25 protein-coding genes are annotated in these 23,068 nt (G+C 64.7%); 23 read left to right on the top strand and 2 right to left on the bottom strand.

What is annotated here, in order from left to right:
- The first annotated feature begins 5 nt into the window (after positions 1–5).
- From RB2654_RS02670 to RB2654_RS02620, 11 genes are all read left to right on the top strand, one after another.
- The gene (locus RB2654_RS02670; RefSeq protein ID WP_008328372.1) at positions 6–1,505 is read left to right on the top strand and encodes a CoA-acylating methylmalonate-semialdehyde dehydrogenase; all 1,500 of its coding nucleotides are present in this window, start codon (positions 6–8) and stop codon (positions 1,503–1,505) included.
- A 108-nt stretch (positions 1,506–1,613) separates the two neighbouring features.
- Positions 1,614–2,033 carry a hypothetical protein gene (locus RB2654_RS02665; protein WP_008328370.1) on the top strand — a complete coding sequence of 140 codons (420 nt, stop codon included), beginning with the start codon at positions 1,614–1,616 and terminating at the stop codon, positions 2,031–2,033.
- A gap of 111 nt (positions 2,034–2,144) precedes the next feature.
- Complete coding sequence (locus RB2654_RS02660) at positions 2,145–2,744, top strand: L,D-transpeptidase (RefSeq protein WP_008328368.1); 600 nt, start codon at positions 2,145–2,147, stop codon at positions 2,742–2,744.
- A 110-nt stretch (positions 2,745–2,854) separates the two neighbouring features.
- The gene (locus tag RB2654_RS02655; protein ID WP_040884314.1) at positions 2,855–3,274 is read left to right on the top strand and encodes a hypothetical protein; all 420 of its coding nucleotides are present in this window, start codon (positions 2,855–2,857) and stop codon (positions 3,272–3,274) included.
- A gap of 98 nt (positions 3,275–3,372) precedes the next feature.
- Positions 3,373–3,792 (top strand): hypothetical protein, encoded by a 420-nt coding sequence (locus RB2654_RS02650; protein ID WP_008328364.1) that lies wholly within the window; start codon positions 3,373–3,375, stop codon positions 3,790–3,792.
- A 62-nt stretch (positions 3,793–3,854) separates the two neighbouring features.
- A complete protein-coding gene (locus tag RB2654_RS02645) occupies positions 3,855–4,988 on the top strand; it encodes a carboxylate-amine ligase (RefSeq protein WP_008328363.1) in 1,134 nt (377 codons plus the stop codon).
- A gap of 293 nt (positions 4,989–5,281) precedes the next feature.
- Positions 5,282–6,427: an acyl-CoA dehydrogenase family protein gene (locus tag RB2654_RS02640; RefSeq protein WP_008328362.1), complete on the top strand. Its 1,146-nt coding sequence runs from the start codon at positions 5,282–5,284 to the stop codon at positions 6,425–6,427.
- A 1-nt stretch (position 6,428) separates the two neighbouring features.
- Positions 6,429–7,457 carry an enoyl-CoA hydratase/isomerase family protein gene (locus RB2654_RS02635; RefSeq protein WP_008328361.1) on the top strand — a complete coding sequence of 343 codons (1,029 nt, stop codon included), beginning with the start codon at positions 6,429–6,431 and terminating at the stop codon, positions 7,455–7,457.
- A gap of 11 nt (positions 7,458–7,468) precedes the next feature.
- Positions 7,469–8,341: a 3-hydroxyisobutyrate dehydrogenase gene (mmsB, locus tag RB2654_RS02630; RefSeq protein WP_008328359.1), complete on the top strand. Its 873-nt coding sequence runs from the start codon at positions 7,469–7,471 to the stop codon at positions 8,339–8,341.
- Position 8,342: 1 nt separating this feature from the next.
- Positions 8,343–9,002, top strand: a complete 660-nt coding sequence (locus RB2654_RS02625) for a Crp/Fnr family transcriptional regulator (protein ID WP_008328357.1) — start codon at positions 8,343–8,345, stop codon at positions 9,000–9,002.
- A 72-nt stretch (positions 9,003–9,074) separates the two neighbouring features.
- The gene (locus RB2654_RS02620) at positions 9,075–9,281 is read left to right on the top strand and encodes a YgaP family membrane protein (RefSeq protein ID WP_008328355.1); all 207 of its coding nucleotides are present in this window, start codon (positions 9,075–9,077) and stop codon (positions 9,279–9,281) included.
- A 123-nt stretch (positions 9,282–9,404) separates the two neighbouring features.
- Here RB2654_RS02620 and RB2654_RS02615 read toward each other — a convergent pair whose 3' ends face one another.
- Positions 9,405–11,045, bottom strand: a complete 1,641-nt coding sequence (locus RB2654_RS02615) for a bifunctional ADP-dependent NAD(P)H-hydrate dehydratase/NAD(P)H-hydrate epimerase (protein WP_008328354.1) — start codon at positions 11,043–11,045, stop codon at positions 9,405–9,407.
- Between the two features lie 173 nt (positions 11,046–11,218).
- Between RB2654_RS02615 and RB2654_RS02610 the strand changes: the two genes are divergently transcribed.
- The 3 genes from RB2654_RS02610 to RB2654_RS23270 all read left to right on the top strand — a co-directional run bounded on the left by RB2654_RS02610 (position 11,219) and on the right by RB2654_RS23270 (position 13,390).
- A complete protein-coding gene (locus tag RB2654_RS02610) occupies positions 11,219–11,557 on the top strand; it encodes a P-II family nitrogen regulator (protein WP_008328352.1) in 339 nt (112 codons plus the stop codon).
- Positions 11,558–11,617: 60 nt separating this feature from the next.
- Entirely contained in the window at positions 11,618–13,024 is a 1,407-nt protein-coding gene (gene glnA / locus RB2654_RS02605) for a type I glutamate--ammonia ligase (protein WP_008328344.1), read from the top strand.
- 201 nt (positions 13,025–13,225) lie between these two features.
- A complete protein-coding gene (locus tag RB2654_RS23270; RefSeq protein ID WP_154653301.1) occupies positions 13,226–13,390 on the top strand; it encodes a hypothetical protein in 165 nt (54 codons plus the stop codon).
- A gap of 287 nt (positions 13,391–13,677) precedes the next feature.
- Here RB2654_RS23270 and RB2654_RS02600 read toward each other — a convergent pair whose 3' ends face one another.
- Positions 13,678–14,577, bottom strand: coding sequence for an endonuclease/exonuclease/phosphatase family protein (locus tag RB2654_RS02600; RefSeq protein WP_148912539.1), 900 nt, complete (start codon positions 14,575–14,577; stop codon positions 13,678–13,680).
- A 126-nt stretch (positions 14,578–14,703) separates the two neighbouring features.
- Between RB2654_RS02600 and RB2654_RS02595 the strand changes: the two genes are divergently transcribed.
- From RB2654_RS02595 to RB2654_RS02555, 9 genes are all read left to right on the top strand, one after another.
- Entirely contained in the window at positions 14,704–15,924 is a 1,221-nt protein-coding gene (locus tag RB2654_RS02595) for a bifunctional alpha/beta hydrolase/OsmC family protein (protein ID WP_008328341.1), read from the top strand.
- Positions 15,925–15,971: 47 nt separating this feature from the next.
- Entirely contained in the window at positions 15,972–17,021 is a 1,050-nt protein-coding gene (gene alr, locus RB2654_RS02590; protein WP_008328340.1) for an alanine racemase, read from the top strand.
- Positions 17,022–17,068: 47 nt separating this feature from the next.
- Positions 17,069–17,803: an MlaE family ABC transporter permease gene (locus RB2654_RS02585; protein WP_008328339.1), complete on the top strand. Its 735-nt coding sequence runs from the start codon at positions 17,069–17,071 to the stop codon at positions 17,801–17,803.
- On the top strand, positions 17,800–18,516 hold the full coding sequence (locus RB2654_RS02580; protein ID WP_008328338.1) for an ABC transporter ATP-binding protein: 717 nt from the start codon (positions 17,800–17,802) through the stop codon (positions 18,514–18,516). Before RB2654_RS02585 ends, RB2654_RS02580 begins: the two co-directional genes overlap by 4 nt.
- Before the next feature lie 116 nt (positions 18,517–18,632).
- Complete coding sequence (locus RB2654_RS02575) at positions 18,633–19,442, top strand: DNA repair protein (RefSeq protein WP_246146562.1); 810 nt, start codon at positions 18,633–18,635, stop codon at positions 19,440–19,442.
- Between the two features lie 160 nt (positions 19,443–19,602).
- Entirely contained in the window at positions 19,603–20,409 is an 807-nt protein-coding gene (locus RB2654_RS02570) for a DNA repair protein (protein ID WP_246146560.1), read from the top strand.
- Between the two features lie 17 nt (positions 20,410–20,426).
- Positions 20,427–20,864 carry a paraquat-inducible protein A gene (locus tag RB2654_RS02565; RefSeq protein ID WP_008328335.1) on the top strand — a complete coding sequence of 146 codons (438 nt, stop codon included), beginning with the start codon at positions 20,427–20,429 and terminating at the stop codon, positions 20,862–20,864.
- Between the two features lie 130 nt (positions 20,865–20,994).
- A complete protein-coding gene (gene radA, locus RB2654_RS02560) occupies positions 20,995–22,362 on the top strand; it encodes a DNA repair protein RadA (RefSeq protein ID WP_008328334.1) in 1,368 nt (455 codons plus the stop codon).
- Positions 22,363–22,387: 25 nt separating this feature from the next.
- Positions 22,388–22,969: a CvpA family protein gene (locus tag RB2654_RS02555; protein WP_008328333.1), complete on the top strand. Its 582-nt coding sequence runs from the start codon at positions 22,388–22,390 to the stop codon at positions 22,967–22,969.
- The last annotated feature ends 99 nt before the right edge of the window (positions 22,970–23,068 follow it).

Here is a 23,068-nt window from a genome sequence, read left to right as displayed (position 1 = left end):
CTCTCATGTACGAAGTCGGAAACTGGATCAACGGTCAGAACGAGGCGTCGTCCTCTTCGCGCACCAGCGATATCTACAACCCCGCCACGGGTGAAATTCAGGGCAAGGTGAAGCTGTCGACGGCTGCCGAGCTGGATGCCGCCGTGGCGAAAGCCGCCGAAGCGCAGAAAGCCTGGGCCGCGACCAACCCGCAGCGCCGCGCCCGCGTGATGATGAAGTTCGCCGAACTCATCAACCGCGACATGGACAAGCTGGCCGAAAGCGTCAGCCGCGAGCACGGCAAGACCCTGCCCGATGGCGCCGGTGACGTGCAGCGCGGCCTTGAAGTGATCGAGGTCTGCATGGGCGCGCCCAACCTGCTCAAGGGCGAGTTCATGGATTCCGGCGGCCCCGGCATCGACCTTTACTCCATGCGTCAGCCGCTGGGCGTGGTCGCGGGCATCACCCCGTTCAACTTCCCGGCCATGATCCCGCTGTGGAAGATGGGCCCCGCGCTCGTGTCCGGCAACGCGATGATCCTGAAACCGTCCGAGCGTTGCCCGACCACGTCGATGATGCTGGCCGAACTGCTCAAGGAAGCCGGGCTTCCCGATGGCGTGCTTCAGGTCGTGAACGGCGACAAGGAAGTGGTGGACGCGATCCTCGACAACGAAACCATTCAGGCAGTGGGCTTCGTGGGTTCGACCCCGATCGCGCAATACATCTATGGCCGCGCCGCCACCAACGGCAAGCGCGCCCAGTGCTTCGGCGGTGCCAAGAACCACATGATCATCATGCCCGACGCGGACCTCGACAAGGCCGCCGACGCGCTGGTGGGTGCCGGTTTCGGCGCAGCGGGCGAACGCTGCATGGCGATCTCGGTTGCGGTTCCGGTCGGCAAGGACACCGCCGACAAGCTGATCGAAAAGCTCACCCCCAAGGTCGAGGCGCTGAAAGTCGGCCCCTACACCTCGGATAAGGATGTGGACTACGGCCCCGTCATCACCGCGCAGGCGAAACAGCGGATCGAAAGCCTGATCGACTCGGGCGTGAACGATGGCGCGACGCTCGTCACCGATGGCCGCGACTTCAGCCTGCAAGGCTATGAGGACGGCTTCTATGTCGGCCCGACGCTGTTCGACAACGTCACCGAGGACATGGACATCTACAAGGAAGAGATCTTCGGCCCGGTGCTTTCGACCGTCCGCAAGGACAGCTACGAAGAGGCGCTCGATCTGGTGATGAAGAACCAGTACGGCAACGGCACCGCGATCTTCACCTCCGACGGCGACACGGCGCGCGATTTCGCAAGCCGCGTGAACGTCGGCATGGTCGGCATCAACTTCCCGATCCCGGTGCCGCTGTCCTACTTCACCTTCGGCGGCTGGAAGAAATCGGCCTTCGGTGACCTGAACCAGTACGGCCCCGATGCCTTCCGGTTCTACACCCGGACCAAGACGGTGACCGAGCGTTGGTTCTCGGGCATCAAGGAAGGCGGCGAATTCGCCTTCAAGGCGATGGACTGATCTGATACGAAAGTGGGGGAGGCTTCGCGGCCTCCCCTTCCTTATTGTTTACTTATTTCCAGTGCATCCGTTTCTCCGAACGAACCCAACCGGGACACCCCAATCTGAATGAGCATATCGCTGGACCACTTTTCGGGGTCGGACGTCATCTTCGCGCGCTGCGCCGATTCAGTGACGGTCGAACAGGTTCTGGCCAACACGGCGATGCTGGCGAGCACGGAGTTCCGGTCGAGCCAGAAGGTCGTCGTCGATGCCCTTTCGGTGCGCGAAGTCGACCTTTCGGTGCGCGAATTCCGCGACTGCGTGGGCTTCATGAAGGCGACCATCCGCGAGCGCGGCCTTCCGCTTGACCTCTACATCGCCGCTCGTGGCACGATCACATCGAATTTCATCCGCCTTTACGCGCTTTTCGCACCGCAGGACCGGCCGGTGAAAGTGTCGGCTTACGGAACCGTCGCCGCGGCCATCGAGGCGGCGAACGTCGATACCCAGAACCTGACGGGTTCCGTCCAGATGCATCTCTACTGAATTCCACCTCACGTTGCGGTGAAACTCCGCCGGCTCTCAAACGCGTGAATTGCGTCGGCTGAATATCTTGCTAGCTCTCGGGGAAACACGAGACAGACATACAGGTATCTCATGGCTTCCAAGATGACGCGCCGCGGCCTTCTCGCCGCAGCCTCCGCCCTTCCGCTCTGCACCCCTGCGCTGCTGCGCGCCCAGTCCGCCCCGCCGCAGGTGATGGGCGCGGATGACGAGACGGTGCAGGAGTTTTCGCGCCGCAACGCCTCGTCCTTCCGCACGATGGAGTGGCGCGATCATTTCGACAGCCTCGGCAAAGGCGCGATCGTCTGCGACACGACCTCGAAGGCCCTGCATTACTGGAACGCCGACGGCTCGATCTACCGGCTCTATCCGACCTCGGTGCCGCGCACCGACGAACTGACCAAACGCGGGTATTCCGAGATCGTGCGCAAGAAAGTCGGCCCGACCTGGACGCCGACGGCGTCGCAGATGGAACGCTTCCCGGATTGGGAACCGATCGGTGCGGGCGACCCGGCCAACCCGCTGGGCACCCATGCCATGTATCTGGACTGGCCCGCCTATCTCATCCACGGCACCCACGACACGCGCAAGATCGGGCGCCGTTCGTCCGACGGCTGCATCGGTCTTTACAACGAGAAGATCGCGGAGCTGTACGAACTGACCGAGATCGGGACGCAGGTCCGGCTGGTGTGACCTTTTCGGCGCGGTGACCTTTTGGCACCTTCCCTCACGCGCCAGGCAAGTTAAGGTGAGGCCCGGCGGATCAGTTGACCGCCGGGACCGGACCGAGGATCGACGCGCATATGCCGGGAAGTTACCAGATCTTGCCTGAACGCGGGCTCGTCTACGTGCGCTACGAGGGTTTCGTGCGTCTTCAGGAAGCTCAGGACCTGTTCGCGGACTATCAGACCAAGCCCGACGCCCACCCCGGCCAAAAGCAACTCGTCGACCTCACCCATGTCGAGGATTTCGAACGGGACTTTCCGACCCTGATGGCCATGCAGGCCGAAAAGGCGGACACGTTTCTGTCCAAGGGTCACCAGTTCTTCATGGTCTTCGTCGCGCCCACCGAAAAGGCGCAGGCAATGGGGCGCATCCTCGTCGCCCCGTGGAAGGGTGTGAACGGCGTCGTCACCTCCATGCAGTATGACGAGGCGGGCGCGCTGGCCATTCTGGGGCAGCCGGAAACCTCGATCGCGGACATGCTGCGCTCCACCGTGTGACCCGTCCAAAGACGGCCTTCCTGAAACCCGCATATTAGTTTACCATTTGGTCAAGACGGGTCGAACCCGTCCGACGAGGTAAATCGAGGGGACGGGCGATGCCCGGTGGATACAGGATCCTGCCCGCACATGGGCTTGTTTACGTAGAATACGAAGGGTTCGCCACGCTGGCCGATGCGCGCGGGCTGTATGGTGCCTATATGGCCGACCCGGAGCGCAGGCCGGAGCAGAAGCAGCTCATCAACCTAGCCCGTATCGATGACTGGGAACGGGATCTGGTCGGACTGATGCAGTTTCAGGCCGACGCCGCCGCCGGCATTTATGTCGAGGAACAGTCCATGATGATGGTCATTCACGCGGCGCCCGGCCCGTCTATGAAACTGGCCCGGCATTTCGTCGACGCGTGGAGCGATGTCGCGGGCATGGTCGTCACGCTTCAGACCGACGAGGCCGCGGCCCTTTCGATCCTCGGCCTGCGCGAAGAAAGCATCGCCGAACTGCTTCATTCCGTCGCCTGAGCCGCGCTTGCGCCCCACGCGGGTTTTGCGCAGGCTGAACCCGCACAGGCGGAGGGCGCGAGATGGTCAAGGGAAACCCCAGCTTCAGCATCGGGATCGAAGAGGAATACCTGCTCGTCGACCGCGAGACCGGCGACCTGGCCGAAGCGCCCGAGGCATTGATGGAGGCTTGCAAGGCCGACCTCGACGAACAGGTGAGCCCCGAATTCCTGCAATGCCAGATCGAAATCGGCACCAATGTCTGCGCCGATGTCGGGCAGGCCCGCGAAGACCTGATACGCCTGCGAAGCGCGGTCGCCCGCCATGCCGCCGACCACGGTCTGGCCCCCATCGCGGCGGCCTGTCACCCGTTTTCCGACTGGAAGGAACAGCACCACACCGACAAGGACCGCTACAACGACCTGCGCCGCGATCTGGGCGGCGTCGCCCGCAGGCTGCTGATCTGCGGGATGCACGTTCACGTGGGTATCCCCGATCAGGAAGATCGGATCGACGTGATGAACCAGCTGTCCTACTTCCTGCCGCATCTTCTGGCGCTGTCGGCGTCCTCCCCGTTCTGGCAGGGCGAGGATACCGGGCTCGCCTCCTACCGGCTGTCGGTGTTCGACAACCTCCCCCGAACGGGTCTCCCGCCGCAACTGTGGAGCTGGGCCGAGTTTCAGCGTTCGGTCGATGCCATCGTGGACCTCGGCCTGATCGAGGACGCGTCGAAGATCTGGTGGGATCTGCGCCCGTCTGCCAAGTTTCCGACCATCGAGGCCCGCATCTGCGATGTGTCGCCCAAGGTGGAAACGGCGCTGACGATCGCCGCCCTCGTCCAATGCCTCGCCCGGTTCCTGTGGCGGATGAAGGGGCGCAATCAACGCTGGCGGATCTACGACAACTTCCTGATCTCCGAGAACCGCTGGATGGCGCAACGCTATGGCGCGACGCGGGGGCTGATCGACTTCGGGCAGCGCGAGATCATTCCGGTCGCGCATCTGGTCGAGGAACTGATCGACCTGCTGGCGGAGGACGCAGAGGCATTGGGATGCACGGCGGAACTGGAAGGCGCGCGCGACATCATTCTCGGCGGGACATCCGCCGAACGACAGCGCCGGGTCTTCACCGACGCGGTCGAAGCGGACCTGTCACGGGACGAAGCCTTGCGGGAGGTCGTGAGATCGTTGATCGCCGAATTTCACGAAGGTCTGTGAGGGGCGCCAAGGGCGTTGCGCGCGAGGGGATCGTGCGTGCGTTAACCTTTTGAGGGTCGGATGACTACTTATGGCATTGATATGAAACGCTTTCACGAGAACCAGGATACTAGAATCCTAGTATTCTGGTATCGCGCAGGACGATGCCAACAGGGCCAACAGACACCCCTCATCGCACACCTTGGCTTTGCAGAAACACAAACCCCCTTTGGCCAATTCCCCCTTGTGCTTTGCACCCATGCTGCGCCACTCTGTTAAATGAACCAGCGTTCATTTCTGCTCGGGAGGAGAGAATGGATTTCGCGCTTTCAGAGGAACAGGAAGCCATCTTCGATATGTCCCACGGTTTCGGCCAGGAACATATCGCACCATACGCACAAGACTGGGAACGTCAGGGCACGATCCCGAAAGACCTCTGGCCCAAGGTGGCCGAGCTTGGTCTGGGCGGCATCTACGTCTCCGAGGAATACGGCGGCTCCGGTCTGAGCCGACTTGACGCAACCCTCGTGTTCGAGGCGCTCGCCATGTCCTGCCCCGCCGTCGGGTCGTTCCTGTCGATCCACAACATGTGCGGCGGCATGATCGACAAGTTCGGCACGGACGAGGACAAGGCGCGTTGGCTGCCCGCTCTCACCAGCATGGAAAAGGTGTTTTCCTACTGCCTGACCGAACCCGGCTCCGGCTCGGACGCCGCCGCGCTGCGTACGAAGGCGGAAAAGACCAACGAGGGCTGGAAACTGAACGGGACCAAGGCCTTCATCTCGGGCGGCTCCTATTCCGACGCCTATCTGACCATGGTGCGCACCGGCGACGACGGCCCCAAGGGCATCTCGGCGATGGTGATCGAAGACGGCGCGACGGGGCTGTCCTTCGGCGGACTCGAGGACAAGATGGGGTGGAAAGCCCAACCCACCGCACAGGTGCAGTTCGACGATTGCGTCGTCCCGCACGAGAACCTGATGGGGGAAGAGGGGCGCGGCTTCGTCTATGCGATGGCCGGTCTCGACGGCGGGCGCCTCAACATCGCCGCCAGTGCATTGGGCGGCGCCCAGAACGCGCTGAACCTGACGCTGGCCTACATGGGCGAGCGCAAAGCGTTCGGTAAAACCATCGACCAGTTTCAGGCGCTCCAGTTCCGTCTCGCCGACAACGAGATCAAGCTTCAGGCCGCCCGCACCTTCCTGCGGCAGGCGGCATGGAAGCTCGACAACAAGGCGCATGACGCGACCAAGTTCTGCGCCATGGCCAAGATGTTCGTCACCGACGTGGCCTTCGACGTGGCCAACGACTGTCTGCAACTGCACGGCGGCTACGGCTACCTCGCCGACTACGGGATCGAAAAGATCGTCCGTGACCTGCGCGTACACCAGATCCTCGAAGGCACGAACGAGATCATGCGCCTGATCGTAAGCCGTCAGATGCTGGCGGATCGGGGCTGAGATGAGCGAAGTCTCGACCCGCATCATCGGCAAGGCCGGTCGCATCACGCTGACCCGCCCCAAGGCCCTCAATGCCCTGTCCTACCAGATGTGCCTCGACATCGAGGCGGCGCTGGATGCCTGGCGCGACGACGACACGGTCGAGATCGTGGTGATCGACGCCGAGGGCGACAAGGCATTCTGCGCCGGCGGCGACATTCAGGCGATGTATGAGCATGGGCTGAAAGGCGATTACGACTACGGTCGCACCTTCTGGCGCGACGAATACCGGATGAACGCCAAGATCGCGGAATACCCGAAACCCATCGTCGCGCTTATGCAGGGCTTCGTCATGGGGGGCGGCGTCGGCGTGGGCGGTCATGCCGGCATCCGCGTGGTCTGCGAAACCTCGCAGGTCGCCATGCCCGAAACCGGCATCGGCCTCGCCCCCGACGTGGGCGGCACCTACTTGCTGTCGCGCGCACCGGGAAAGCTGGGCGAATACCTCGGCGCCACCTCTCTGCGCATGAACGCGGGCGACGCGATCCATGCGGGCTTCGCCGATCATTATATCGAGCGGGAATACTGGCTCGACCTCGTGTCCGAGCTGGAAGAAACCGGAAACGCGGGCCTTGTGGCCACGATGGCCGCGACGCCGCCCGAAAGCCCGCTGGCCCGCGCCCAGACCGAGATCGACAACCTGTTCGACGGAACCCCCGCCGACATCGCCGCGAAATGCGACGCGGGCGACAGCGAAATCGCTCGGGCCTCGGCCAAGGCGATCCGGCGCGCCTCGCCCCTGTCGGTCTGCTGCACGCTCGCCAACATCACCCGCGCGCGCAACGCCGAGAGCGTGCGGCAGGTGCTGGCCTACGAATTCGAATTCACCTATCGCGCGATGGAGCACGGGGATTTCCTCGAAGGCGTCCGGGCGCAGATCATCGATAAGGACCGCAACCCCACATGGCGCCACGCCAGCATCGAGGAGGTGCCCGAAGAGGACATCGCCCGTATGCGCGCGCCGCTGGGTGACGAAGCTTTGAGCATCTGAGGGAGGATGACATGAAGATCGGATTTATTGGCCTCGGCAACATGGGCGGACCGATGGCCGCCAATCTCGTCGCCGCCGGGCATGAGGTGACGGGCTTCGACCTCGCCGCCCCGATGCCCGAAGGCGTGACCAAGGCCGACACCGCGGCAGAGGCCGCGAAGGGCGCCGAGGTGGTCATCACCATGCTGCCCAACGGCAAGATCCTGCGCGCCGTGGCGGACGAGATCGTGCCGGCGATGGACAAGGGTGCGCTTTTTGCCGATTGCTCCACCGTCGACGTGGAAAGCGCGCGCGCCGTGGCCGATCAGGCGATGGAAGCCGGGCTTCTGGCGATCGACGCGCCGGTTTCGGGCGGGATCACGGGCGCGGCGAACGGCACGCTCACCTTCATGGCGGGCGGATCGGAAGAGGCGTTCGACAAGGTGAAACCGCTGCTCGACATCATGGGGCAGAAGGCCGTGCATTGCGGCCCGTCGGGCAATGGTCAGGCCGCCAAGATCTGTAACAACATGATCCTCGGCGCGACCATGATCGTCACTTGCGAGGCTTTCGCGCTGGCCGACAAACTGGGCCTCGACCGGCAGGCGATGTTCGATGTCGTCTCGACCTCGTCCGGCTACAGCTGGACGATGAACGCCTACACCCCTGCCCCCGGCATCGGCGCGACCAGCCCGGCCGACAACGGCTACAAGCCCGGCTTCGCGAGCGAGTTGATGCTCAAGGACCTGCGCCTTGCCATGCAGGCCGCCGAGGCAGCGGATGCAGACACCCCCATGGGCGAAGCCGCGATGAAACTCTACGCGCAATTCGTCGAGAACGAAGGCGGCGAAGGCACCGATTTCTCGGCCATGCTGCCCCGGTTCGAAAAGCGCGGACGCGGCTGACGTGTCCGGCTGGGTCGACGCGGCTCAGGAGCTTGCGGCCCTCGAGCCGCCGGCCCGGACCGCGCTCGCCCGGCTGAAACCGCTGGAGGTGCCCGAAGGCGCCGTTCTGTTCTCGCCGGGCGAAACGGTGAAAGGCTATGTCGTCGTCCTGACCGGCCATGTGGGTGTGCACCTCGTCGGCCCGAACGGCCGCGATATATTGCTTTACGAGGTCAAGCCCGGCGAAAGCTGCATCCAGTCGACGCTCGGCCTTTTGGGCGGCCACGATTACTCGGCCGAGGCGGTCGCGACGAATGCCACGCGCCTCGTCCTGATCCCGCGCCCGGTCTTTCTCGAACTGGTCGACAGCTCGCCCGCGTTTCGCAAGGTGGTGTTCGCCGCTTTCGCCGAGCGGATGCAGGCGATGATGCAACTGATCGAAACCATGTCGTTCCTTAGGGTCGAAGCGCGGCTGGCCGCCCTGCTCATCGAACGGGCGGAGGACGGCGAGGTGGCGATGACGCAGGCCGCCATGGCCCGTGCGATCGGATCAGCGCGCGAGGTCGTGTCGCGTCGGCTCGACCGGATGGCCCGCGCCGGGATCATCACGCACGAACGGGGCCGCGTGCGGGTTCTGGATATCGCCGCGCTGGAAAAACTGATCGACAGCCCCGCTGTGTGACCACGTCACATGCAATGTCCTGAAGGTGAGAGTAGACTCACTCCATCAGACACGCATGGACTGGAGGTCATCATGTTCAAGACCAACGAAAGCGGCATGGACCGCATCATTCGCGCCGTGATCGGCATCGCCGCGCTGGTGGTTTTCTTTCTCAACCAAGGCACGACGCTGGGCTGGGTCGCGCTCGTCGTGGCGGTGCTCGCCCTGTTCACCGCCGCCGTGGGCTGGTGCGCGCTGTACACCGTTTTCGGGATCAACACCTGCAAGATGAAGACCTGAGAGGTTTCGCGCCGGCTTGCGCCGGAGCGACCGATGCGAGGGGTGCTGCCCCGTCGCCATTGTCGCTCGCACCTATGGCGCTGAAATGGCGACCTCCCCGAGGTATTTTCGGACCGGAGAAGGTCAGACGCCGAGGGCGCGAAACACCTTCGGCAGTTCTTCGGGGAGGTCTTCGGCAATGAGACCGGGGCCGAAGCTGAGGGCGGCTTCGGTGTGGAGCCATGCGGCGGTTTCGGCCGCCGTCACGGGGGCGTAGCCGCGTGCCAGAAGTCCCGTGACCAGACCGGCGAGCACATCGCCCGACCCGGCCGTCGCCAACCACGGCGCGGCGCGGTCGTAGCAGGCCGCGTTGATGGCCGCGTCGCCCGTTTCATCCGCGATCACCGTGTCTGAGCCTTTGAGAAGCACCGTGCAGCCTGCGCGTTCGGCGGCGTCGCGCGCGGCGTCGACCTTGGAATAGGCCGGGCCGGTCATTGCAGGCGCGTTCAGGCGGGCGGAGAGGTCGGGGAAAAGCCGCGCGAATTCGCCCGCGTGGGGCGTGAGCACGCACCCGTCGTGCAGCATCGTGAACAGGTCGACGGGATCGTCTGCGAAGGCCGAAAGCGCATCGGCGTCCAGCACGACGCCGCTCACATCCCGATCCCGCGTCGCATCCAACGCCACCGGGACAAGGTCACGGGCGCGCGCCTGCCCCAACCCCGGCCCCAGACAGATCGCGTTCAGGCGTTTGTCACGTAGCAGGTCCGCAAGCGCCGCGGCCCCCTCGGCCTCGCGCAGCATGATCGCGGTCAGCTGGGCCGCGTTCTCGGCCATGGCATCGCGCGGCGCGGCCACGGTCACCAGCCCAGCCCCCACGCGCAGGGCAGCCCGCGCGGCAAGCCGGGCGGCCCCCGTGCGCCCGGCCGGCCCCGACAGGATCACCGCATGGCCGTGGCCGAACTTGTGGGAGGCCACGTCCTTTGCAAGCTCAAGCGCCTGAAGGCTGATATCCGGCCTGCCCAGAAGGTCGATATGTCGGACCGCCGCGAGGTCGAGGTGTTCGACCACGTTCCATGTCAGGTAGGCGCGGGCGATGTCGTCCTCGACCCCGATGGGGGCGACCACCAGCTTGTGCCGCGTGTCTCCCGCATGAGGCAGGAGCATATGCCCGACCTTCGCCGCGCCGAAGGTGACCGTCAGAGCGGGCCAATACGGCAGCTCGTCCCCCTGCTCGTCGCCGCCGATGACTCGACCGCTGTCGGCATCCACACCCGAGGCGATGTCGACCGCCACGATAGGCGGGCGTTGGGGCGCCGCCGCGTTGGGGCGTGTCGATGCGAACATCAGCGCGTTCAGCACCTCGGACGGCAAGGGCCGGGTCAGGCCCGTTCCGAACAGGGCATCGACGGTGACGGCCGCGTCGCTGAAGGTGCTATCATCCAGCGCGGTCAGAGGGGCGCAGCCGCCGACCCGGCACCACCGCTCGTAATTCGCCCGCGCATCGGGCGGCAGTCTGGCCGGATCGCCGTAGGCGAAGACCGCGACCGACCAGCCCCGCGCCGCCAGAAGCCGCGCGACGACATAACCATCGCCGCCGTTGTTGCCCGGACCGCAGAGCACGACGGCACCGTGGGCCCCTATGGTAAGCTCCGGCCATGTCTCGCAAATCGCTTGGACGACGCCTTGCCCCGCCCGCTCCATCAGCGCGAGCCCGGTGACCTTGCCCGACGAGATCGCAGCCTGTTCGATGGCGCGCATTTGGGCGGCGGTCACGAGTTCCGACATGGTTTCTGCCCCAATTTTTCGCAAACCGCCCGAAAGTCGATCAGATTGCATAAATATTGTGCGAAGCGTCTGGAATCCGGCCCGCGCCCCTGCTACCGAAACCCTATCCAATTGTGGCCCCGGATGAGAAGTGGTCTGTGGGCCTCGAACCTGATTTCCGAGGGGGGACAGCCATGAAAAAGATCGAAGCCATCATCAAGCCGTTCAAGCTGGATGAGGTGAAGGAAGCACTCCAGGAAATCGGCGTGCAGGGCCTTTCCGTGATCGAAGTGAAGGGGTTCGGGCGGCAGAAAGGCCATACCGAGCTTTATCGCGGCGCCGAATACGTCGTCGATTTCCTGCCGAAGGTGAAGATCGAGGTCGTGCTTCCCGCCGATCAGGTTGACGCGGCGATCGAAGCGATCGTGGGCGCGGCCAAGACCGACAAGATCGGCGACGGCAAGATCTTCGTCTCGCCCGTCGAGCAGACCATCCGCATCCGCACCGGCGAAACGGGTCACGACGCGATCTGACGTCGCCCTCGCCGGACCGAAAATTCTCAACCGTATCAACTTAGGGGAAAGAGAAGCACAATGAGCAACAAAGACGTTCTCAAGCTTATCAAGGACGAAGATGTCGCCTATGTCGACATCCGCTTCACCGATCCGCGCGGCAAGATGCAGCACGTGACGGTGGTGGCCGATCTGGTCGACGAAGACTTCCTGGAAGAAGGCTTCATGTTCGACGGGTCGTCCGTGGCCGGCTGGAAGTCGATCGAAGCCTCGGACATGAAACTCATGCCCGATCCGGACTCGGTCTACATCGACCCGTTCTACGCCGAAAAGACTCTGGCCGTGCATTGCTCGATCGTCGAGCCCGACACCGGCGAACCCTATGAGCGCGACCCGCGCGGCACGGCGCAAAAGGCCGAAGCCTACCTGATCTCGTCGGGCATCGGCGACGCGTCCTATTTCGGCCCGGAAGCGGAATTCTTCCTGTTCGACGACGTGCGCTATTCGGTTACCCCGAACAAGGTGGCCTATGAGGTCGACGCCGACGGCGCCGCCTGGAACACCGACACCGAGTTCGAAATGGGCAACCTGGGCCACCGTCCCGACTACAAGGGCGGCTATTTCCCGGTGAACCCGTCTGACGACAGCCAGGACATCCGCTCGGAAATGCTGACCACGATGAAGATGATCGGCATGAAGGTGGACAAGCACCACCACGAGGTCGCGACTTCGCAGCACGAGCTGGGCCTGATCTTCGGCTCGCTCACCAAGCAGGCCGACGAACTTCAGAAATACAAATACGTGATCCACAACGTGGCCCACGCCTATGGCCGCACCGCGACCTTCATGCCGAAGCCGATCAAGGGCGACAACGGCTCGGGTATGCACGTGAACATGTCGATCTGGAAAGACGGCAAGCCGCTTTTCGCGGGCGACAAGTATGCCGACCTGTCGGATGAGGCCCTGTGGTTCATCGGCGGCATCCTGAAGCACGCGAAAGCGCTCAACGCCTTCACCAACCCGTCGACCAACTCCTACAAGCGTCTGATCCCGGGCTTCGAAGCCCCGGTTCTGCGCGCCTACTCGGCCCGCAACCGTTCGGGCTGCGTGCGTATTCCGTGGACCGAAAGCCCGAAGGCCAAGCGTGTGGAAGCCCGCTTCCCCGATCCGGCGTCGAACCCGTATCTGTGCTTCGCGGCCCTGCTCATGGCTGGCCTCGACGGTATCAAGAACAAGATCGATCCGGGCCCCTCGTCCGACAAGAACCTCTACGATCTGCCGCCCGAAGAGCTGGCCGGTATCCCGACCGTCTGCGGCAGCCTGCGTGAAGCGCTCGAAAGCCTCGCCGAGGATTACGAGTTCCTGACCGCTGGCGACGTGTTCACCAAGGACCAGATCGACGGCTACATGGATCTGAAGTGGGAAGAAGTGTACGAATACGAGCACACCCCGCACCCGATCGAGTACAAGATGTACTACTCCTGCTAATCCCCTCTGGGATCAGCGAAAATTCAAGGGCGTCCCGGTCGGGGCGCCCTTTCTTTTTATAGACCGATCCTCAATTGTGTCGCGTTCGGCATGAAATGATACGAAATCGGCCCCAGTGTTTCCCCAACGTCGCCGCGGCCAAGGGTAAGGATAACCACCATCCGAAAGGATAATTCCAACGAACCACAGAGCAGAACCATGTTGAGCAACACATTCTTCAAGACCCTGGACGCGCAGGATTTCCAGCGCGCGTTCTACGAGAGCCGCCTTGCGCTCGCCTTTCGCAGCACGCGGGAAGCGGGCGAATCCACCCGGACGCATATTCGGCGCTGGATCGACGGGAAATTCGTTTCCGTGCCCGTCTGACCTGCGTCCGTTCCACCAAATGTGACGAAACCGGGGTCTCGGCCCCGGTTTTTTCGCCTTTAGACGGTAGGGTTTCCCCAACCTGTGACGGAACTGGGGCGGCAACAATCCGTTTCCGCCCGGTTTCGGGCAAAGCACGACCACATGGCTGGAGGATAACCAACCTGTTCGAGAGAACATGGTCAGGAGGGCGACGCACCTCGCCACGGTAATCCCACAGGTCCGTGGCTGGCGCACCCTCATTCTTAGGGCGATCCGCACCCGGCGTGCTGGATCGCCCCTTTTTTTCAGCCCTCGCCCAAGGTGTATTCCGCCCAGACGCCCCAGTGGTCCGAGCCGAGTTTCGGCAAGGCGCGGGTCACGCCCCGTCCACCCGTGGCGAGGATGTTGTCGATCTGGACCCGCAAGACCCCGGCCACGGCATAGGTGACGACGGCCCGCCCGACGCGCTCGGCCCCGGCCGCCTGCGCGATCCGCTCGACACTCGCGGCCCAAGGCACGACGTTGAAGTCGCCCGCGATGATCTTGGGGCCGTCGAGCGCGGCAAGCTCGGGCACCATGCGATCCGCGTGGAAGGCGTTCATATAGGGCCACACCCAGCGCAGGTGGGTCGAAATCACCCACACCGGCCCGGTCGGCCCTTCGACCTGAACGCCCGCCATACGTGTGGCGCAAAAGGCGGTATCGGCGACCGGCGGGTAATCGGCAAAGACCGCGAGACCGATGGATTCGGGTGTGTCGCAGGCCACCCCCGCCGGATAGCGGTCGAAGAGGTCGTCGAGGATCAGCGCGCTGCTTCCCGCGGCCTCCTGCAAGGTCACGACCGTGGGATCGCGTGCGAGAATATCGTCCAGCACCCGGCGCGGGTCGTCGTTGTGATAAAGCATGTTCTTTTGGTAGTGCCGCACGACGGCAGCACCCTCGCCCGGCGGAAACTGCCGCCCGAACGGCAGAACCCCGGCCATGACGATCACGCCCAGCCCAAGCCCCAGATTGACCAGTCCCTGATTGCGCACCCCCGCCTGAAGCTGGAGCGCACCGACAAGCGCCAGCGCCCCCGCGACGTAAAGCCGAAAGACCGCAAAGGTATCGCCCACGGGGTGAAGGTCGCCGAGAAACCCGGCGAGCACGGCGACAAGCAATCCGCCCGCGACGATCCGCAGGGCCTTGGGTGAAAGCATCTTCATGCCCCTTCCATACGCATTGGCCTGAACGAGGTAAAACGCCAACACCCGGATGCCCGCGCGAAAGTGAAGCATTGGCAAACATCGCCTGCGCCTCCATCTCTGAACCATCACGACGGAGGGACAGGTATGACGACCGAAAAGTTCGAGTTCGAGGGCCATGACGGGTCGATGCTGGCCGCACGGCTGGACCTTCCTACGGGGCGCGTGCGGGCGACGGCCCTGTTCGCGCACTGTTTCACCTGCTCGAAAGACATCCTGCCCGCGCGCCGCATCGCGCAACGCCTGAATGCCGCCGGGATCGCGGTGCTCCGGTTCGACTTCACCGGGCTGGGTCACAGCGAAGGGGAGTTCTCGAACACCACCTTCACCTCGAACGTGGAAGACCTGACCAAGGCGGCACAGGCCCTTGCCGCCCGCGACCTTGGCCCCGCCCTGCTCATCGGACACTCGCTTGGGGGTGCCGCGGTGCTGAAAGCCGCCGGGCAAATCGGCGGGATCAAAGCGGTCGTCACCTTGGGCGCGCCGTTCGCGCCCGATCACGTCACCCACAACTTCGCCGACAAGCTGGACGAGATCACGCGCGACGGGTCGGCCGAGGTCAATCTGGGCGGGCGCACCTTCACCATCGGGCGCGACTTCGTCGAGGATATCCGGGCCGAGAGCCTGAAACCGGCGATCCGCGACCTGCACGCCGCGCTGCTCGTCATGCACGCACCGCGCGACGCCGTGGTGGGCATCGACAACGCGGAATCGATCTTCCGCGCCGCAAAACACCCGAAGAGTTTCGTGACGCTGGACGACGCCGACCACCTGATCTCGCGCGGCGAAGATGCGGAATACGCGGCATCGGTGATCGCGGCTTGGGCCGAACGCTATCTCGATCTGGGCAGTGCCGAAACGACCGAGGCGGTGCCCGAAGGCGTCCTCAGGGTGCGTGAAGCCGATGCCGAGGGGTTCTTGCAGGACGTAAGCCACGGGCCGCATCACCTTTACGCCGACGAGCCGGTGGATTTCGGCGGGACGAACCGGGGACTGTCGCCCTACGGCTTTCTGTCGGCGGGTCTGGGGGCCTGCACCTCGATGACGATCCGGATGTATGCGCGCCGCAAGGGCTGGCCGCTGAAAGACATTCAGGTCGACGTGACCCATGCCAAGGTTCACGCCAAGGACGCCGACCCCGACACCCCGCCGCAGAAGGTCGACGAGTTCATCCGCAAGATCACGCTCACCGGCGATCTGGACGCAGAACAACGTCAGCGCCTGCTGGAAATCGCCGACAAATGCCCCGTCCACAAGACGCTGCATCAGGACAACCGGATCGTGACGGAGCTTACCCACACGGCCTGACGGCTTTGCGCTTGACGCGGCCCGCGCGCGCGGACAAACCACGCCGCATGGGAACCGGACGTCTACAGATCGATCTCGATGCGATCGCCGCCAACTGGCGCGCGCTCGACGCGAAAACCGCCTCCTCCGTGCAGACCGGCGCGGTGGTCAAGGCCGACGGATATGGCCTTGGCGTGGACCGTGTGGCCAAGACGCTGGCCGCCGCCGGCGCGCGCCGCTTCTTCGTCGCGGCCGCCGAGGAAGCCGCCGATGTGCGCACCGCTCTCGGCCCCGGCCCGGCGATCTTCCTGCTGAACGGGCACATGGCGGGTGACGCGGACATGATCCGCGACCTGAACCTGATCCCGCTACTGAGTTCGGTGGAACAACTGACCCGCCATGTCGAAACCCTGCCCGGACAAAGTTTCGGTATCCAGCTCGACGCGGGCATGAACCGGCTGGGGATGGAGCCTGCCGAATGGGCCGCCGTGCGGGACATCGCGCTCACCGCCGGGCCGACGCTCATCATGTCGCACCTCGCCTGCGCCGACGAGCCGGAGCATGAGATGAACGCGATGCAGCTTCGCATGTTCACCGAGATGACCGAAGGCTGCGACGTGCCCCGTTCGCTCGCCGCGACCGGCGGCATCCTGCTTGGCCCCGACTACCACTTCGACCTCACCCGCCCCGGCATCGGGCTTTACGGCGCGCGGCCTTTCGAGGAGGCGACGCCCGTGGTTCACCTCGACCTCCCCGTGATCCAGACGCGCGAGATCGGGCGGGGCGAGACCGTGGGCTACGGCAACAGCTGGACCGCCGACGCGCCGACCCGCGTGGCCACCGTGTCGGGCGGTTACGCCGACGGGATCACCCGGCATCTGTCGAACAAAGGCGTGCTCTTCGACAGCGCGACCCCCTGCCCGATCCTTGGCCGGGTCTCGATGGATTCGATCGGCATCGACATCGGCCATCTGGACACCGTGCCCGAATGGCTGACGCTGATCGGCCCGCATCAGAGCGTCGATGACATCGCCGACACCACCGGCACCATCGGCTACGAAATCCTGACGCAACTCGGCCACCGCTACACCCGCGACTACACCCGAGGCCAGTCGTGACACGCGCCCTGCTGCCCTTGACCCTTCTGGGCCGGGCAGCACTTGGTATGCTGCGCCGCATCGGCTCGGTCACGCTGTTCTTCCTGAACGCCGTGATCCGGTTCCCCGCAACGCTGCGCTACCCCCGCGAACTGGCCCGCGCGTTCCTGCAAATCGGCTGGCTTTCGCTCCCCGTCGTGGGGCTGACTGCCGTGTTCACCGGCGCGGCGCTGGCGCTTCAGATCTACGCGGGCGGCTCGCGCATCTCGGCCGAGGCCGTGGTGCCCCAGATCGTCGCCATCGGAATCGTCCGTGAACTGGGCCCCGTCATGGTCGGCCTGATGATCGCGGCGCGCGTGACCTCGTCCATCGCCGCCGAACTGGCCACCATGAAAGTGTCCGAACAGGTCGACGCGCTCACCACGCTGTCGACCGACCCGATGACCTACCTGACCGCGCCGCGCGTGCTGGCCGGGCTGGTCACGGTGCCGATCCTCGTGGGCCTCGGCGACATTCTGGGCCTCTTCGGCGGCTTCGTGGTCGCCACGCAGGGTCTGGGCTTCAACGGACCGTCCTATGTGACGACAAGCTGGAACTTCCTCGACCCCGTGGACATCGTGCTGTCGCTCACCAAGGGCGCGGTCTTCGGCGGTATCGCCGTGACGCTCGCCTGTCATGCGGGGCTGAATGCCGGGCGCGGCGCGCAGGGCGTGGGGCTAGCCACCAAATCCGCCGTGCAGGCCGCCGCGATCCTCGTGCTCGCCGCCAACGTCGCGTTGACCGGGCTGTTCTTCGGCCAATGATCGAACTTCAGCATATCTCCAAGTCCTTCGGCACCAAGGAGGTGCTTGACGACATCTCGCTGGCGCTGGACAGCGGCACGAGCCTTGCGATCCTCGGACGCTCGGGCACCGGGAAATCGGTGCTGACACGGATCATTCTGGGCCTCATCACGCCGGATGCAGGCCGGATCCTGATCGACGGCCAGCCGATGACCCGCCGCGTGCGGCGCGCTTTCCTCGAACAGACCGGGGTGCTGTTTCAGGCCTCGGCCCTCTTCGACAGCCTGACGGTGTGGGAAAACGTGGCGTTTCGCCTGCGCAACGGGCGCGCCCGCGTGGGCCGCACCGAAGCGCGCGAGCGGGCCGAAGTCGCGCTGGGGCGCGTGGGGCTGGAACCGCGTGTGGCCGACCTCTTCCCCTCCGACCTGTCGGGGGGCATGCAAAAGCGTGTGGGGCTCGCCCGTGCGATCATCGGCACGCCGAAATACCTCTTCTTCGACGAGCCGAACTCCGGCCTCGACCCGGTGACCTCGACCGACATCGACGCGCTGATCCGCGAACTCGTCACCGATCTGGGGGCGACGGCGATCACGATCACACATGACATGGCGTCGATCCGCACCATCGCCGACGAGGTTCTGCTGCTCGACGCCGCCCGCGCCCGCTGGCACGGCAGGGTATCCGACCTTGCCAGCGCAGATGACCCGCTTTTGGCCCGGTTTCTCGCCCGCTAGGACCGGTTTTTCGTCATTCGCGAAACCGCCAAGCAACTTTTTGCCGACGACCCGCGTTGACGGTGAAATGCGCATCAAGCCGGTGCGCGGACATACACCAAGCGAGGGGTGAAGACATGACCCGTTCCACAGGGCTCTTTCCGGCTGCCCAGACGCAGGCACAGGCACTTATCATGGGCGCGATCTGCGCCGTCACCGCCGGGTTGATCGTCGCGACAGCGGGCGCGGCGCTCGGCGTTTTTCCGTGGCTCGAACTATACGCAGGATTCAACGGCGCGCCGGTCGCCAACGCCGGGATGATCGCCCAGATCGCCGTCACGGTGCTGTTCGTGCTCTTGTCGCTCTACCTTCCCGCCAACCGCCGGATCATGCAACTTGAAACCAGCCATCGCCAGTTCAACCTATCGATGGATGACGTGATCCGCGCCTACCGTGCGAGCCACGAAGCCGACCGGGCCGGGGCGTTCAAGCTGCGCGGCGAATTCGACGCGGTGCGGGAACGGATCAACCACATGCGCGAACATCCCGATCTGGGCGCGCTGGAGCCTCAGGTTCTCGAACTGGCCGCCCAGATGAGCCACACCTCGCGCGACATCGCCGAAGTCTACTCCAACGAGCGGGTCGAACGCGCGCGCACCTTCCTGCGTCAGCGGCAAGAAGAGATCGAGGCGTTTCAGGAAAACGTCGCGATGGCGAAGCGCACGACCGAGGAACTGCAACAGTGGCTTCAGCAGATCGAGACCGAGGAACATATCGTCGATGGTCAGGTGTCGGCCCTGAAAAAAGACCTCAAGGCGCTGCTCCCCGAGATCGGGTTGGACCTCGAAGACACGCGCACGACCCCGGCCCCGACCGTGGTGCCGATGACGCACAAATCGCAGCTCTCCTCGGGCCGGCCCGTGGTGCCGCAAAAGCCGGATCGCTGACACCGGCGACAATTGTCGCGAAACATGAAACAGTGGTGTCCCATCGGCGCCACTGTTTTTCATTGAGCCGCTTATCATCCCCCAACATTCTGTTTACGCTGGATTTTATCGGCGCAGCCTGCCTTGGGGGCTAGGTGGCGTTTCGCTTGGGGGTAAAGGTATGAATTCCGTTACGGGGCTATTTTCGGCCGCGCAGCGACAGGTGCAGGTCATCGTCATGGTCCTGATCGCCGTCGCCGCGCTGGCGCTTGTCGTCGCCACGGCCGGGGCGTTTCTGGGCCAACTGCCCTGGGTCGAGATCTACGCGAGTTTCGGCGGCACGCAATTGGCCGAAGCCGGGAAATACCTTCAGATCGGCCTCACGGTGCTTTTCGTGCTGCTTGCGTTCTACCTGCCTGCCAACCACCGGATCATGCAGCTTGAAAACAGCCACCGGAACTTCGCGATTTCGATGGAGGACGTGGCCCGTGCCTACCGCGCGAGCCACGAGGCCGACCGCAAGAAACTGTTCCGGATCGGCGGCGAGTTCGATTCGGTGCGCGAACGCATCCGGCATCTGCGCGACCACCCGGATCTGGGCGCGCTGGAGCCAGATATCCTCGACCTCGCCGCGCAGATGAGCCACACGTCCCGCGATCTCGCCAGCACCTATTCCGACGCCTCGGTCGAGCGCGCCCGCGGGTTCCTGCGCCAGCGGCAGGAGGAGGTGGACAGATTCCTCGAAAACATCGCGCTGGCGAAGAAGACGACGGAAGACCTGCGCCACTGGATGCAGCAGATCGAGACCGAAGAGCGGGTCGTGGACAAGCAACTGGCGGCGCTGGAGGCCGACCTGATGTCGCTTCTGCCCGAGCTGGGCTTCGAGGTGGACGACAAGGTCGAGGACCCCGACCAGATAGTCGTCCCCCTGCCCCAGAAAGCTCGCCAGCCCGTCACCCCGCGCCGCCCCTCGAAACCCGAGGTCTGAGCGCCTAGATCATTCCGATGGCGTGGCTTCGGTATCTCAACCTGTCCCTGATCGTGCTCTTCCCCCTCGCGTGGGTCGCCCCGCTGTTGCGAGCCGGACTGAACCTGCCGCTCCTGGGATTGAAGGAGGTGAGCGTCATCTCGGGCCTCGCGGCCCTTGTCGAGGAGGACCTGTTCCTCGCGCTCATCGTGTTCCTCTTCGCGATCGTGGCCCCGGCGGTGAAAGTGGTCGGCATGGCGCTGATCCAGTTCGGCAGGATCGGCGACCGCGCGAAGCCGGTGTTCGGATTTCTCGGCCGCCTCGCCATGGCCGACATTTTCCTGATGGCGCTCTACGTGGTCATCATCAAGGGCGTGGCGATGACGCGGGTCGAGGTGGGATGGGGGCTGTATCTGTTCACCTTCTGCGTGCTGGCCTCGTTGCTCGTCACCCTGATGGAGCGCAAGCGTGACTGAATTTCGCGGCGGCTAAAGCCGCCACGACTCGTGCGAGGGGCGCTGCCCCTCGCGCTCCCCGGGATATTTCGGACCGGAAAGAGGACGGTCGGGCGCTTGCCTCGCGGGGCGGCGCGAGGCACAAGGCGTCATGGCAAAATCCTCCGCGTCCTTCGTCTGTCAGAGCTGTGGTGCATCCACGTCCAAGTGGTCGGGGCGCTGCGAATCCTGCGGCGAGTGGAACACCATCGTCGAGGAAAAGCCGCTGTCGGCGGGGCCTGCGTCCAAGTCACTCGGGGCCGCGCGCGGCCGGGCGGTGGCGCTGACCGATCTCGCCTCGACCGAAAGCCCGCCACCGCGCACCGTCTCCGGTGTGGCGGAGTTCGACCGGGTTCTGGGGGGCGGGCTGGTGCCGGCGAGTGCGGTGCTGGTCGGCGGCGATCCGGGGATCGGGAAATCGACGCTTCTGTTGCAGGCCGCCGCGCATTTCGCGCGCCAGGGGCTGAAGACGCTTTACGTGTCGGGCGAGGAAGCCAGCGCGCAGGTGCGGATGCGCGCCCAGCGGCTTGGGCTGGCCGATGCGCCCGTGAAGCTCGCCGCCGAGACCAATCTGCGCGACATCCTGACCACGCTGGAGGAGGAGCGTCCCGGTCTGGCGATCATCGATTCGATCCAGACCATGTGGGCCGACAATGTCGACAGCGCACCGGGCAGCGTAAGTCAGGTGCGCGCCGCCGCGCATGAGCTGGTCACCTTCGCCAAGCGGCGCGGCATGGCGGTGATCCTAGTGGGCCACGTCACCAAGGAAGGCCAGATCGCCGGACCCCGCGTGGTCGAGCACATGGTCGATACGGTCCTCTATTTCGAGGGCGAGCGCGGGCATCAGTTCCGCATTCTGCGCGCGGTCAAGAACCGCTTCGGCCCGGCGGACGAGATCGGGGTGTTCGAGATGACGGGGGGCGGGCTGTCGGAGGTCGCCAACCCTTCGGCCCTGTTTCTGTCGGATCGTGAAGACCCGGCGCCGGGCGCGACCGTCTTCGCGGGCATCGAGGGCACGCGCCCCGTGCTGGTCGAGTTCCAGTGCCTCGTCGCGCCCTCGCCCCTCAGCCAGCCGCGCCGAAGCGTGTTGGGCTGGGACGGCGGCCGGCTCGCCATGATCCTCGCCGTGCTCGAGGCGCGCTGCGGCATCCCCTTCGCCGGGCTCGACGTCTATCTGAACGTGGCCGGCGGGATGCGCGTGTCCGAACCGGCGGCCGATCTGGCCGTCGCCTGCGCGCTGCTGTCGGCGCGCGAGGATGTTGCGATCCCGCGCGATACCGTCGTTTTCGGTGAAATCTCGCTGTCCGGGGCCTTACGCCCCGTCGGCCAGACCGAAAACAGGTTGAAAGAGGCGCAAAAACTTGGTTTCACAACGGCCATCGCGCCCGCACGATCCAAGGCCGGTGAAAAACCGGGGCTGGCGCTCAAGTCTTACGCGGGCCTTGCCGGGTTTGTCGGGGATATGTTCGGCGCCGGATGAGCGCCACTTGTAGAGGGACGGATAGATGGACGGGTTCACGATTGTCGACGGTGTCGTCGCGCTGGTCATTCTCGTCTCGGCCATCCTCGCCTATTCCCGCGGCTTCGTGCGCGAGGGCATGGCCATCGTCGGCTGGGTCGCCGCCGCCGTCATCGCCTATCTCTTCGCGCCCCGTTTCGTGCCGCTCATCAAGGAAATCCCGGTTCTGCGCGACTTCATCGCCGACAGTTGCGAACTGTCCGTGATCGCGTCTTTCGCCGCCGTTCTGGCGCTTGCGCTGGTGGTCGTGTCCCTGTTCACGCCGCTGTTTTCCAGCGTCATCCAGCGGTCGGCCTTGGGCGGTGCGGATCAGGCCCTTGGCTTCGTCTTCGGAGTTCTGCGCGGCATCCTCCTCGTCGCGATCGCGCTGATCGTCTACGACAACGTGGTGACCGCCGACACGGTGGCCGCGGTCGACAATTCGCGCACCGCCAAGGTGTTCGCGCGCACGACCGACAACCTCGACGAGCAGATCCCGGACGATGCACCGGGCTGGATCGTGGCCCGGTACGAGGAACTGGTGTCCACCTGCACCTCGGGCACGCCCTCGACCACGCCGACCGAGTAAGCCTCGCTTACATAATATCATTACAAACCGCGCAGCGACCCGTGACACGGGCCAGCCCCTGCTCTATGCAGGGGCCATCCTGCCACCGGATTCGGACAA

Source organism: Maritimibacter alkaliphilus HTCC2654 (assembly GCF_000152805.1).
GTDB lineage: Bacteria > Pseudomonadota > Alphaproteobacteria > Rhodobacterales > Rhodobacteraceae > Maritimibacter > Maritimibacter alkaliphilus.
This window is presented reverse-complemented; position numbering and strand designations above follow the sequence as displayed.